Origin of the sequence: Alcanivorax jadensis T9, assembly GCF_000756655.1 — a bacterium.
In the GTDB taxonomy this organism is placed as follows: domain Bacteria; phylum Pseudomonadota; class Gammaproteobacteria; order Pseudomonadales; family Alcanivoracaceae; genus Alcanivorax; species Alcanivorax jadensis.
On sequence record NZ_ARXU01000016.1, the window covers coordinates 24,501 to 36,682 of the forward strand.

12 protein-coding genes are annotated in these 12,182 nt (G+C 59.2%); 6 read left to right on the plus strand and 6 right to left on the minus strand.

Features of this window, described 5'->3' with window-relative positions; genetic code table 11:
• Positions 1 to 14: 14 nt before the first annotated feature.
• Both mpl and T9A_RS15320 read right to left on the minus strand, forming a co-directional pair.
• A complete protein-coding gene (mpl, locus tag T9A_RS15315; RefSeq protein WP_035250150.1) occupies positions 15 to 1,367 on the minus strand; it encodes a UDP-N-acetylmuramate:L-alanyl-gamma-D-glutamyl-meso-diaminopimelate ligase in 1,353 nt (450 codons plus the stop codon).
• A 62-nt stretch (positions 1,368 to 1,429) separates the two neighbouring features.
• Complete coding sequence (locus tag T9A_RS15320) at positions 1,430 to 2,233, minus strand: helix-turn-helix domain-containing protein (RefSeq protein ID WP_035250152.1); 804 nt, start codon at positions 2,231 to 2,233, stop codon at positions 1,430 to 1,432.
• 209 nt (positions 2,234 to 2,442) lie between these two features.
• Here T9A_RS15320 and T9A_RS15325 point away from each other — a divergent pair, with 209 nt between their 5' ends.
• Positions 2,443 to 3,399: an esterase/lipase family protein gene (locus T9A_RS15325; protein ID WP_035250153.1), complete on the plus strand. Its 957-nt coding sequence runs from the start codon at positions 2,443 to 2,445 to the stop codon at positions 3,397 to 3,399.
• Between the two features lie 54 nt (positions 3,400 to 3,453).
• Positions 3,454 to 4,452: a lipase secretion chaperone gene (locus tag T9A_RS15330; RefSeq protein ID WP_035250155.1), complete on the plus strand. Its 999-nt coding sequence runs from the start codon at positions 3,454 to 3,456 to the stop codon at positions 4,450 to 4,452.
• Positions 4,453 to 4,546: 94 nt separating this feature from the next.
• Here T9A_RS15330 and T9A_RS15335 read toward each other — a convergent pair whose 3' ends face one another.
• Positions 4,547 to 5,071 carry a hypothetical protein gene (locus T9A_RS15335; protein WP_035250157.1) on the minus strand — a complete coding sequence of 175 codons (525 nt, stop codon included), beginning with the start codon at positions 5,069 to 5,071 and terminating at the stop codon, positions 4,547 to 4,549.
• Positions 5,072 to 5,266: 195 nt separating this feature from the next.
• Here T9A_RS15335 and T9A_RS15340 point away from each other — a divergent pair, with 195 nt between their 5' ends.
• Positions 5,267 to 6,529 (plus strand): 6-phosphofructokinase, encoded by a 1,263-nt coding sequence (locus T9A_RS15340; protein ID WP_035250159.1) that lies wholly within the window; start codon positions 5,267 to 5,269, stop codon positions 6,527 to 6,529.
• 60 nt (positions 6,530 to 6,589) lie between these two features.
• Here the strand turns inward: T9A_RS15340 and murI are convergent, their stop codons facing one another.
• Positions 6,590 to 7,378, minus strand: coding sequence for a glutamate racemase (gene murI / locus T9A_RS15345; protein WP_035250161.1), 789 nt, complete (start codon positions 7,376 to 7,378; stop codon positions 6,590 to 6,592).
• A 392-nt stretch (positions 7,379 to 7,770) separates the two neighbouring features.
• Between murI and T9A_RS15350 the strand changes: the two genes are divergently transcribed.
• Both T9A_RS15350 and ppa read left to right on the plus strand, forming a co-directional pair.
• Positions 7,771 to 8,139: a rhodanese-like domain-containing protein gene (locus T9A_RS15350; protein WP_232222147.1), complete on the plus strand. Its 369-nt coding sequence runs from the start codon at positions 7,771 to 7,773 to the stop codon at positions 8,137 to 8,139.
• 162 nt (positions 8,140 to 8,301) lie between these two features.
• Positions 8,302 to 8,832 carry an inorganic diphosphatase gene (gene ppa / locus T9A_RS15355; protein WP_035250163.1) on the plus strand — a complete coding sequence of 177 codons (531 nt, stop codon included), beginning with the start codon at positions 8,302 to 8,304 and terminating at the stop codon, positions 8,830 to 8,832.
• 169 nt (positions 8,833 to 9,001) lie between these two features.
• Here ppa and T9A_RS15360 read toward each other — a convergent pair whose 3' ends face one another.
• Positions 9,002 to 10,030, minus strand: a complete 1,029-nt coding sequence (locus T9A_RS15360) for a helix-turn-helix domain-containing protein (protein ID WP_035250165.1) — start codon at positions 10,028 to 10,030, stop codon at positions 9,002 to 9,004.
• 96 nt (positions 10,031 to 10,126) lie between these two features.
• Between T9A_RS15360 and T9A_RS15365 the strand changes: the two genes are divergently transcribed.
• Positions 10,127 to 10,990 (plus strand): metal-dependent hydrolase, encoded by an 864-nt coding sequence (locus T9A_RS15365; RefSeq protein WP_035250167.1) that lies wholly within the window; start codon positions 10,127 to 10,129, stop codon positions 10,988 to 10,990.
• A gap of 167 nt (positions 10,991 to 11,157) precedes the next feature.
• Here the strand turns inward: T9A_RS15365 and T9A_RS15370 are convergent, their stop codons facing one another.
• Positions 11,158 to 12,165 (minus strand): DUF2333 family protein, encoded by a 1,008-nt coding sequence (locus T9A_RS15370; protein WP_035250169.1) that lies wholly within the window; start codon positions 12,163 to 12,165, stop codon positions 11,158 to 11,160.
• Positions 12,166 to 12,182: the final 17 nt, after the last annotated feature.

Below are 12,182 nucleotides of genomic sequence, written 5' to 3' on the forward strand. Positions count from 1 at the left end.
ATGCGGTAAGGGGCTTATGCTTGCAGCGCATCCAGCAATTTCTGATGAATGCCGCCAAAGCCACCGTTACTCATCACCACCACGCTCAGTGGTTTGCCTTTGCGTGCCACCACCCGGGCAATGATGTCGTCAATGTCATTGCTCACCGATGCCGGTACCGGCGATTCGCTAACCACCGGGTCGAGAGACCAGTCCAGCCCCGGCGGCTGATACCAGATTACCTCATCCGCCGCCCCGGTGCTGGCCGCCAGCGCTTCCTTGTGGCTGCCCATGCGCATGGTGTTGGAACGGGGCTCGATCACCGCGAGAATCTTCCCGTCTCCCACCTTGCGGCGCAGGCCATCCAGGGTGGTGGCAATCGCCGTGGGGTGATGGGCAAAGTCGTCGTACACTCGCACACCATCCACTTCCCCACGCAATTCCATACGCCGTTTCACGCCCAGGAATTCGCACAGGGCGGCAGCAGCATCCGCCAGGGTGACTCCCACATGGCGGGCCGCCAGCAATGCAGCCATGCCATTGTTCACACTGTGCTGGCCGGTCTGGTCCCAACGTACCTGGGCCACCGGTTCACCATTTTCCAGAACGGTAAAGACGGACCCGTCCGCGTTATCCAGGCGATAACCCAGGGTCTCGTTTTCGCCGAAGCGTTCAATCTCGCTCCAGCAGCCTTTCTCCAGCGTCTCTTCCAGGGCCGTTTCACCGTGCGGAAGAATCAGCCGCCCGGTGGCGGGCACGGTACGAATCAAGTGATGGAACTGGGTCTGGATAGCGGCCAGGTCGGCAAAGATATCCGCGTGATCGAATTCCAGGTTATTGAGAATGACGGTGCGCGGGCGGTAATGAACAAACTTGCTGCGTTTGTCAAAGAAGGCAGTGTCGTATTCGTCCGCTTCCACCACAAAAAACGGCGTCTCACCGAGGCGTGCAGACACCCCAAAATTGCCGGGCACACCACCAATCAGGTAGCCGGGGTTGAGCCCGGCGTGCTCCAGAATCCACGCCAGCATGGAGCTGGTGGTGGTCTTGCCGTGGGTGCCGGCCACCGCCAGCACCCAACGACCGGGCAAAATCACATCCTCCAGCAGCTGGGCGCCGGAGGTATAGGGCAAGCCCCGATCCAGCACGGCTTCCACGGCTGGATTTCCTCGGCTCAGGGCATTGCCGACCACCACCAGGTCCGGGGCCGGTTCCAGCTGCGCAGGATCATAACCCTGGGTCAGTTCGATGCCCGCCGCTTCCAGCTGGTCGCTCATGGGCGGATAGACGTTTTGGTCACTACCGGTAACACGATGGCCCTGGGCCTTGGCCAGCTGTGCCAATGACCCCATGAAGGTGCCGCAGATGCCGAGGATATGGATATGCATGGGAATAAACCGATGAAAAGAATCCCTGCACCTTAACGGCAAGGGGCCTTCAGGTGAAGGGATCAGTGATCCCCTCCCACCAGAATCCGCACCTGTCGGGAGCGGCGCAGCACCGCCGAGGGGCTCATGCCGAGCATGCTCTTGAATACATGGGTCAGATGAGAGGAGTCGGAAAACCCTGCCGCCAAAGCCGCATCCGTCAGCGTGCTGCCCATGGCCATCATTGATGAGGTGACGAACAGCCGGTGCCAGAGACGATAGCGGCGGATAGGGATACCGGTGGTCTGCTTGAACAGCCGCTGCAAACGATCCCCGGACAGCCCCACCTGTTCTGCCAGCGCCTCATTGGACAGGTTGTCCGCCGGGTCGGCGCGGATCAATTCAACCACCTGGGCAATCCTGGCATCCGGTTCAAAACCGGCCACCGGCTCGTTATCGCCGGGGAAGACCAGCCCCCGCAGTCGGGCATAGGCCTCGGCAGCTTCAGTGGCACCGTCGTGGAGAGTCCGCAACATTGCCAGTTGATCGACTTCCCGGATGGAATCCCGATAAACGCCACATTTCTCTGCGGTCATCGTCGGCGCATGAAACAGCAGGTCCTTGCCCAACGGGTCCAGAAAACAGCAGGCGATACGCTTACCCAGCGACTCCGCCGAGAACAGTGCCCCTGCCGGAATCAGGTAGGAGCGCGCGGATAAGGTCTGCCCCTCTACCGTCAGCGGAATCACATCATCCAGCCCGAACAGCAGCGTATGCGCTCCCTGAGAGTGTGATGACAGGCGTTCAATCCGGCCCAGATAAAGCGTTCGCTGCCGCCACAGATACAGCGTAGACGCAGGCAAACCGGGTTTCGCTGACAAGGTCATTGTTGTTTTTTTCCGAGTCGTCAAGCACGCGACAGAATCGCGAGCGGGATCACAGTTTTTCTGTTTATGACAAAACGAGGCACCAATTCCTACAAGTTACTACCACCCAACCTGCTTATAGTCCAATCGTCGACAAAACACCCAGCCCTGGCGCCGGCTGTCAATGAAGGCCGAGAAAGGCCTACAAATAACAAGACAGGAGAACAACCATGTCGATCCGACTACGCGGGCTGCTGGCAGCCCTGACTCTGCTCGCTACTACCTCCCAGGCCCACGCCTGGTGGCCATTCGGCAAGGACACAAGCTACGCCGACACCCGCTATCCGATCGTGCTGGTCGGCGGCATCATCGCCTTCGATGACATCCTCGGTGTGGACTACTTCTACGGCATAGCCGACAACCTGCGCGACTATGGCGCCCAGGTGTACGAAAGCAACGTCAGCGCCCTGCAAAGCAATGAATACCGCGGCGAGGAGCTGATCGTCCAGATCGAAAACTACCTGGCGGTCACCGGCGCCGACAAAGTGAACCTGATCGCCCACTCCCAGGGCGCCCCTACTTCCCGCTACGTGGCGGCGGTACGGCCGGATCTGGTGGCATCGGTTACCTCCGTGCACGGTGAGAACCGCGGCACCGCCCTGGCCGATGTGGTTCGCGGCCTGACACCGGAAGGCGGTATTGGTGAAGACCTGGCTGACAGCATCGCCGGCGCTTTCGGGGCGCTATGGGAATTTTCCTCCGGCGGGCCCAACCCGGACAACCAGTCCGCCAGTACCGTGCTGGCCGCCTCCACCACCGCAGGCATGGCCGAATTCAACCAGCGTTACCCCCAGGCGCTGCCCACCGATGCCTGTGGCACCAGCGGGCAACATAGCGTCAACGGCGTGCGCTACTGGTCTTGGGGTGGCACCGGTGTCCACACCAACCTGCTCGACCCGTTCGATAGCATTATGGTCACCGTCACCCGGTTTGCCTTCCCCTCAGGTGTCAAACATGACGGCATCCTGCCCCTGTGTGGCATGTACCTGGGCAAACCCATCCGCCACGACTACCGCCACAACCATGCGGATGCCATTCGCCACCTGTTTGGTCTGATGGGCTGGGAAACCGACCCCAAGACGCTCTACCGCAACCACGCCAACCGGCTCAGAAACGCGGGCCTGTAAAACCGACCCGCAGGGCCTGGTGCCCTGCGGGCCAACCGGAACAGGAGAGTCGTTATGAAACACCATCTCACCCTGCTGGCCTCTGTCGGGTTATTGGCCGCTGCAGGTTTCTGGGGGCTGCAACAGATGCCTGCCTCCGCGCATGGGGAAGCCCGCCCGGCGGCTGACACCCCCTCACAAGCTGCCCGCACTGATAGACCCACTACACCCCTGCCTTCACGCCCGGTCACCCTGGCTCTGGCCAACACCTCCCTGGCCGGCACCACAGTGCCTGCCGATCTGGTCATGGACGGCGAGGGGCAACTGGTCGTGAACAGCGGTACCCGGGCCATTCTCGAGTACTTCCTGTCGCTGAGCGGGGAGCTGACGGATGAGCAGATACGCCATCTGATCCGGCAATGGGCTGAAGAGAACGCCAGCCCCCGTGCCGCCAGTGATCTGCTCGCGTTACTGGGTCGCTACAACGATTACCGCCAGCGATTTGCCAGCGGCGACTTTGCCGCCAGCACCGCAAGCGACATCACCGACAAGCTGAACCAGCGCCGACAATTGCGTGAAGAGCTATTCGGCGCCGATGCCGCAGCCCTGTTCGCCGACGAAGATCGCTATGACAATTTCAGCCTGCAGCGACATGCCATCCTCACCGGTGATATGAGCAATGCGGAAAAGGAGCAAGCTATGCAGACTCTGCATGCATCACAGCCGGCCCACTTGGCAGATCAGTACCGGCAACAGCAAGCCCTTCAGCGTCTGCAAGACACAGAGCGATCCATCAAGGAAACAGGGGGAAGCAGCACAGACCGGTTCGCCTACCATCAGCAAACCTTTGGTGATGAGGCCGCGCTGCGCTTACAGTCTCTGGCCAGAGAACGGCAGCAATGGCAACAGCGCTATCAGGATTATGCGACACAGCGGGATCAAATTCTGACATCCGGCCTGGCTGGCAACGACCAGCAGCAACAGCTCGAGCAATTGCGTGCCAGATTGTTCGCTGAAACCGAACAGCGACGGGTCGCAGCCTTGGACCGGCTTGAAGAACCGACCGGCGAATAACCAGGCAGGAGACACGGAAGGTGGCGATGTTGGCAATGTCCAAGGTCACGACAAACAGCCTGACCTCGGTGTGTATTCATGTGATCGAGGCAGGTCAGCGAGTCACCGTCACCACTTCCGGCACCAGCATCACCACCGCCGCATAGCCAGCCACCAGCAGGGTCAGGGCAATACCCAGGCCCAGAAACGGCCCCACATTCATGGCTCGGTGGTAGACAAAACTCTGCGCTGCCAGCTGCCAGCTCACCAGCACCAGATACAGCCCCTCGATCCAGCCCAGGGACTGCTCCGCACCCGCATTGATCGCCAGCAGTGGCAGAGTCACCAGGGTCAGCACCACATCGATGCCCACCAGCGACAGGGCGGTCTGCAGCCAACGGCTCTGCAGCCCCTTGAACCCCAACAGCACAAAGATGCCGACCAGAATCACCGTCATCGAGGTGAGCTGGCTGCTTAGCAGCACCAGTACCGGCAGCGCCGTCTGCAAGCTGCCAACCAGCAGTTGCAGGGCACACCAGCCCAGCAACACCAGCCCCAGCAGGCTGGACGAGTAAGGAGCGTTTTCGGGGCCGGCACGAAATATGGCCAGCCGCCAGAACAAAGTCATCAATGCAGTCATGGATCCTCCGGCGGGCTATTGTTCCAGAGCCGGGGAGAAGTAGCTACTAGCCGCGAGCTATAAGCTACGAGCTGAAACGTGCGCTTGTAGCTAGAAGCTCGAAGCTAGCAGCTGTTTCCTTTCGTCCGACAACACCGGGTGTGTTTCATGGGCGCCTTCGCTAGAATGCACGAAAATTGAATCAAGGGGTCTCTCATGGCGCGTAAAAACGCTTTCTATGCTCAGTCCGGCGGTGTTACCGCTGTCATCAATGCTTCCGCCGCCGGCGTGATCGAAGCCGCCCGCGAAAACAAGGATGTGATCGGCAAGGTCTACGCCGGCCGTAACGGCATCATCGGCGCCCTCACCGAGGAGCTGATCGACACCAGCAAAGAAAGCAAAAGCGCCATCGACGCGCTCAAGCACACCCCCGGCGGCGCCTTCGGCTCCTGCCGCTACAAGCTGAAAGACCTGAAGACCTCCCAGCGCGAGTACGAGCGTCTGATCGAGGTGTTCAAGGCCCACAACATCGGCTACTTCTTCTACAACGGCGGTGGTGACTCCGCCGACACCTGCCTGAAAGTGTCCCAACTCTCAGAGAAGATGGGCTACCCGATCCAGGCCATCCACGTGCCCAAGACCGTGGATAACGACCTGCCCTTCACCGACGTGAGCCCGGGCTTCGGCTCCGTGGCCAAATACACCGCAGTGAGCTGCCGCGAGGCGGCCCTGGACGTGGCCAGCATGTGCGCCACCTCCACCAAGGTGTTCGTCATGGAAGTGATGGGCCGCCACGCCGGCTGGATCGCCGCCGCTGCCGGCCTGGCCAAGGACGACAACGACGACGCCCCGCACCTGATTCTGTTCCCGGAAATTGCCTTCGACAAAGCCGCCTTCATGAAGAAGGTACAGGCCACCGTGGAGAAGGTCGGCTACTGTGTAATCGTGGTGTCCGAAGGCGCCCGCTACGAAGACGGCACCTTCCTGGCTGACGCCGGCAACACCGACGCCTTCGGCCACAAGCAGCTCGGCGGCGTGGCCCCGGTGATTGCGCAGATGGTCAAAGACGAATTCGGCTACAAATACCACTGGGCAGTGAGCGACTACCTGCAACGGGCCGCCCGTCACATTGCCTCCGCCACCGACGTGGAGCAGGCCTACGCCGTGGGCCGCGCTGCCGTGGAATTTGCCGTAGCCGGTAAAAACGCGGTGATGCCCACCATCGAGCGCAAGAAAACCAAGAAATACAGCTGGACCATCGGTGAAGCGCCGCTGAAGAAAGTGGCCAACGTGGAAAAGAAAATGCCGCGCAAATTCATCACCAAGGATGGCTTTGGCATCACCCCCGGCGCCCGCGAGTATCTGGCCCCGCTGATCGGCGGCGAATCCTACCCGCCATACAAGGACGGCCTGCCGCAATTCGCCAAGCTGAAACTGGCCCCGGTAGCCAAGAAGCTGAACGACGCGTTCGAGGTGTAACCCACCCGGATACAAAAACGCCCCGCATCGCGGGGCGTTTTTGTATGTGCTGGTCTATGCTTATAGCGGATACACCGCCTTCCCCGCCCCCCACAAGCATTCTATCTGACGCCCAAACACTGCCACTTCACCGCTGGTGTGAAACGCTTCTTTGCCGATGCTGTCCGCATCCGCCAGCAACCCCTCACACTTCAGTCGCCGCACCACTTCCCGGGCCACCGCCGACTCGGTACTGACAATTTGAACATCCGGTCCCGCCACCCGGGCAATGCGTCCAGCCAGATAGTTGTAATGGGTGCAGCCCAGCACAATGGTATCTGCCCCCTTCTCCAACAGCGGTGCGATATAGCGATGTAGCAGTTCCAGAGTGCTGTCATCATCAAAACGCAACGCCTCAATCTGGCCCACCAGATCCGGACAGGGCTGTACCGCAATACTCACCGTACTGGAAAACCGCGCCGCCAGAGCGCTGAAGGAATGGGTCTGCAAGGTTCTGGGCGTGGCCAGCACGCCCACCACCCCGCTACGCGTCGCCAGCACCGCCGGCTTCACCCCCGGCTCCACGCCGATAATCGGCACCGACCAGGTGCTCCGTAGCTGCGCAATGGCGGAGGTGGTAGCCGTATTACACGCCACCACCACGGCTTTGGCCCCCTGCCCAAGCAGGAAATCCGTCACCGTGTTCATTCGCTCCAGAATAAAGTCATCGGATTTGTCACCATAAGGCGCATGACGGGAATCGGCCACATAGAGGATATCGTCGGCGGGCAGCAGCTCACGGACTTTCGCGGCCACGGAAAGGCCGCCGATGCCGGAGTCGAAGATACCGATGGGATGGGAATGGGGCATGGCAGAATCTGGGGTTCGAGTTTACCTTGGATGGATAGTGTACTCGACCGGGGCGGAAACTGGGAAAGAGTAGGGGTTGCCCTGATGCCAAAGCACAAACAATGATTATTGAGAAGGCGGCACAGATGGCGGATATTGTGCCGTTTACACGGCAAAAGTCACTGCCGTGCACCTGTCACTGTTCTCGGGACCACAGCGGTGGTAGCGTCAAAAAGTAAAAAGGAGAACCCGTGAGCAAAACACTCGACGAGTTGTCAAAACAGGCGTTCGTGTATGAATGTGCCAGCCGCGCCCTAGCAAGGGGCAGCCAAGCCTTCTGTTGCCAGCATGGTGCGGGATACGGAAAAGCTGTGGGACGAGTTACAGGAATGGCAAACCCGACAGGAGTCAGAATGATGAAACGTTTCAGCCTGGGCTTACTGGTACTACTGAGCACCCTCACCGCGCCGCTATGGGCCGCCGACAGTATCAGCATCAACGAGCTCAAACAGGCCATGCAGGCCGACAAGGCTCCCATCATCATTGATGTCCGTGATGAGGACGAATACCTGGCTGGGCATATTCCCGGCGCCATCATGGTGCCGGCCAAACAGATGGACCAGCATTTGGATATGCTCAAGCAATACCGTAAGCAGGAAATCGTGCTGTACTGCGTATCCGGCCGCCGCGCCAGCGCCGCCGCCACCGTGCTGGAGGACGCCGGTTTCAAGAAGGTGCGGCTGCTTGAAGGCAACTACCCCGGCTGGAGCGAGGTCCAATAAGCCTGCCCGAGCCCCCAGGGAGCCCGTCATGGGCTCCCTAACTCCTTGACCATAAAGCCATTATCCTTAGTCCTTAGGCTACGACCTTCCGCCATTAGCCGGAACCGCCCTGCATTGCTATAATCCGCGCCCACCACCAACCCTGTTTGAGAAGGATAGATCATGGATTTTGCTAAGGTTCCCGCCGGGAAAGAGATTCCGGAAGACATCTACGTGGTCATCGAGATCCCGGCCAACGCTGACCCGATCAAGTACGAGATCGACAAGGACAGCAACGCCGTATTCGTCGACCGCTTCATGGCAACCCCCATGTTCTACCCGGCCAACTATGGCTACATCCCCAACACTCTGTCCGAAGACGGCGACCCGCTGGACGTGCTGGTTGTGACCCCTTACCCGGTGGTTCCCGGTTCCGTGATCCGCTGTCGTCCGGTCGGCATCCTGAACATGACCGACGAAGCCGGTAAAGATGCCAAACTGGTGGCGGTACCGCACACCAAGCTGACCAAGATCTACGACAACGTGAAAGACATCAACGATCTGCCTGAACTGCTGCTGGCTCAAATCAAGCACTTCTTCGAGCACTATAAAGAGCTGGAAGCTGGCAAGTGGGTGAAGGTCGATGGCTGGGACGGCGCCGAAGCCGCCAAGGCCGAGATCCTGAAATCCGTGGAAGCCTACGAAAAAGGGTAAGCCTAAAGGGCAGTTGAAAGTTTCAAGTTGAAAGTTGCAACCGCCCTGTCGGTGACTCCATCGGAAAACAAAGAGGCCGCGCCCATGCTCTGGGCGCGGCCTCTTTGTTTTTAGTAACTATTAACGATATCGCGCGTTGTAACTTGAAACTTTCAACTTGCAACTGCTCCTACCTCTGCTCCCGGTAGGCCCGCGGCGTGACCCCACTCCAGCGCTTGAATGCCTTGGAAAAGTTGGCCACATCACTGTACCCCAAGGAATAAGCCACCTCGCTGATGCTGTTATCCGGCTTCGCCAGCAGACGCTGCGCCTGGCGATAACGCTCCTGATCCTGAAGTTGTCGATAGCTAAGCCCGGATTGTTGCAGATGGCGCTTGAGAGTGCGGGGGGAGACTGACAGCTTTTCCGCCATGGCCTCCAGGGACGGCAACGGCGCCGTTCGATCCTGCAAGGCACTGCGGATACGCTCTGCCATGACACCGTCTTCCTCGGTACGCCACTGACGGAACTCCAGCTCACACTGCTCCCTTGCCAACGCCGCCACCTGCGGATCAGCCAAGCGTGGGCGGGCAGCCAGGGCGGCCAGCGGAAAGACCAGGGCATCCTCATCCTGATCGAACAGAACCGGCACCCCCACCTCTTTTTTAAGTATCGACAGATAGGCCGGTGCACTTCCCCGGCGGCGGATCTCCAACCCTTCCGGCGGTGCATCCAGCAACTGTTCGATCATGAACGCCAGCCCCACCAGCATCGCTTCAATAACAAAATCATGGGCCACGCCCAGTGAAGCCGTACTGCGAAGTTGCACATGGGCCAATTCGCCCTGACGACACTGGTCAATCACCAGAAAAGGCGCCCGCAGACCGAGGAAGCGGCAGGCCGCATCCAGGGCATCCTGGGCACTGGCACTGGACAAGGCCAGCAGGCCAACCGGGCCATGCAGAGTGATGCTCATGGCCCGGGCATAGCGGAAGCCCAACCCCTGCTCGCCAACCATGGCCACCCCCCGCTCGGCCACGGTCTGGGCCAGGGACATGGATACCCGCCGGTCCGGGGCCAGTAACTCGTCGCGGCTCACCCCCAGCCCCGCCAGCAAGGACGAGGCATCCAGCCCCATGCCCGCCAGCACGTCATAGAGCAGCACCACGTAAATACCCGGTATCCCGGCACTTCCCCAGGGACGGCCCGAACTCACCATTTGTTGGCCCTCCACGACAAGACCTTGATTGCAAGACTGAGCATAGTAGTTGTCATTGAACGATGTCATCAATGGCATTTGTACCAGGAGACACTGATGAATCTGAAGCTGGTGAAAAAAAAGAAACACCCTTCTGTGCCCATTATCCCGCGTCGCATGGGATTTTCCTTCGACGGCATACAGCATGATGACTACTGGTTCGACAACGACCCGGTGCTGACCCATCTGTTGAATATCCTGTCGCTGACCTTCCCGGATGGCGAGCGTTTCTTTGTGGATTCTGTTCGTGCCCTGCGGGACAAGGTAGAGGACAAGGATCGCCAGAAGGATATTTCCGGCTTCATTGGCCAGGAGGCCATGCACTCCCTGGAGCATCAGGCATTCAACGACCTGATTGCTGACGGCAAGTACGACGACATCGTTGCCCATGCGCTTGCCGTCACCAACAAGCTGCTGGCCGGTGCCCGCAAGTACATGAGCAAACGTCAGCAGCTGGCGGCTACCGCAGGCCTGGAGCACTTTACCGCCATTCTTGCCGACGCCATCCTGCGCCGCCCGGAGTTGCTGCAAAAGATGGACCCGGCAGTCCGTGACCTGTGGGTGTGGCACGCTATCGAGGAAACCGAACACAAGGCCGTAGCCTACGATTTGTACACGGATGTCAGCGGCAACTATCTGGAGCGCCAGCGACTCTTCCTCTCCAGCACCGCCTACCTGATCGGCTTCTCCAGCTACTTCACCTGGCAGATGCTCAAGCGGGACAATGTTCACCGTAAACCACTCACCCTGGCCAAAGGGCTGTGGAAAGGGTTCGGTTACAAAGGTGTGATCAGCAGCATCATCCCAGCCTGGTTCAGCTACCTGAAACCCGGCTTTCACCCCTGGGATGATGACAACAGCGCGCTGATTGAAAAATGGCGGGCAAGCCTGCCTCAGCCCAAGGAAAAGAATGCGGCGTAAAATAATTGATAGTTGATAATGGGTAATTGATAACTGCGCGATCAGGCGCAGTCATAATCAGAAAGCAAAGAGGCCGCGCCCAATGACTTGGGCGCGGCCTCTTTCGTTCAGGATATCCGAGAGACTGGCTCGCGACGTTATCAATTATCCATTATCAATTGCCTTTCTCACCCTTCCTGCAACAGTTTCCGCAGATCCACCAGTGCCGCATTGGCGCGGGACACATAATTGGCCATCACCAGGGAATGGTTAGCCAGCATGCCAAATCCATCGCCGTTAAGAATCAGCGGACTCCACAGGGTTTCCTGGGTCGCTTCCAGCTCGCGTACCATCTGGCGAAAGCTGACAGTGGCGTTCTTTTTCCGTAGCACTTCGGCGAAGTCCACCTCGGCAGCACGCATCAACTGGGTCAACGCCCAGGTTGCGCCCCGTGCTTCATAAAACGCATCGTCGATTTTCAACCAGGGCGTTTTCACAAAGTCTTCTTCATTACCGGGCTTGGCAACGGACTCGGCACTGCCCACATCCATATTCAGCTCACTGCGCCCCACACTCTGGCTCAATTTCAGGCTCAGGGAGCCCAGCCGGCTCTGCACTTCGTTGAGCCAGTAGTTGAGGTTATCCGCTCGGGCATAAAATTTGCCGTCGCCTTCGTTGGCATCGGTAAGGCGATCCAGATAGCTTTGCAGCGCCTTGATACCCCGGCGGTATTCACTTTCCGTGGCGGGCATAGCCCAGCTCTGTGCATCAAAGTTGAATTGGGGCTCGGCAATGGCCAGATCCCGGTCTTCCTGACTCTGGGACTGGGAGCGACTCATATCCCGACGTAGCACCCGGGTAAAATCACGCACCTGCACCAGTACGCCGTACTCCCAGGCGGGCATGTTATCCATCCACAGACGGTGGGGCAGGATATCGTTACTGAGATAGCCTCCCGGCTTGGACAGCAAGGTGTCAGAAACGAAGATAAGTTCACGGGCAATGGTTTCGCCGGCGACCACGTTTTCGCGACTGGGCAATTCACGCAGATCAGGCTCCTGGCTCCAGTACCAGCTCAGCAGAACATCCACCAGCAGTAGCAGCCCCAGCAACCACAGCACCCCTTTCCAAATCCGGTTATGGCGGGGGTCGAGCATGGCGTCACCCATTTTTTCGCTGAATTTTTCGTTACTCATGATCACTCCCAAGATCG

Coding starts and splice junctions, on each gene's coding strand:
- mpl (WP_035250150.1), bottom strand. CDS start 1,367: ATGCATATCCATATCCTCGGCATCTGCGGCACCTTCATGGGGTCATTG.
- T9A_RS15320 (WP_035250152.1), bottom strand. CDS start 2,233: ATGACCTTGTCAGCGAAACCCGGTTTGCCTGCGTCTACGCTGTATCTG.
- T9A_RS15325 (WP_035250153.1), top strand. CDS start 2,443: ATGTCGATCCGACTACGCGGGCTGCTGGCAGCCCTGACTCTGCTCGCT.
- T9A_RS15330 (WP_035250155.1), top strand. CDS start 3,454: ATGAAACACCATCTCACCCTGCTGGCCTCTGTCGGGTTATTGGCCGCT.
- T9A_RS15335 (WP_035250157.1), bottom strand. CDS start 5,071: ATGACTGCATTGATGACTTTGTTCTGGCGGCTGGCCATATTTCGTGCC.
- T9A_RS15340 (WP_035250159.1), top strand. CDS start 5,267: ATGGCGCGTAAAAACGCTTTCTATGCTCAGTCCGGCGGTGTTACCGCT.
- murI (WP_035250161.1), bottom strand. CDS start 7,378: ATGCCCCATTCCCATCCCATCGGTATCTTCGACTCCGGCATCGGCGGC.
- T9A_RS15350 (WP_232222147.1), top strand. CDS start 7,771: ATGATGAAACGTTTCAGCCTGGGCTTACTGGTACTACTGAGCACCCTC.
- ppa (WP_035250163.1), top strand. CDS start 8,302: ATGGATTTTGCTAAGGTTCCCGCCGGGAAAGAGATTCCGGAAGACATC.
- T9A_RS15360 (WP_035250165.1), bottom strand. CDS start 10,030: ATGGTGAGTTCGGGCCGTCCCTGGGGAAGTGCCGGGATACCGGGTATT.
- T9A_RS15365 (WP_035250167.1), top strand. CDS start 10,127: ATGAATCTGAAGCTGGTGAAAAAAAAGAAACACCCTTCTGTGCCCATT.
- T9A_RS15370 (WP_035250169.1), bottom strand. CDS start 12,165: ATGAGTAACGAAAAATTCAGCGAAAAAATGGGTGACGCCATGCTCGAC.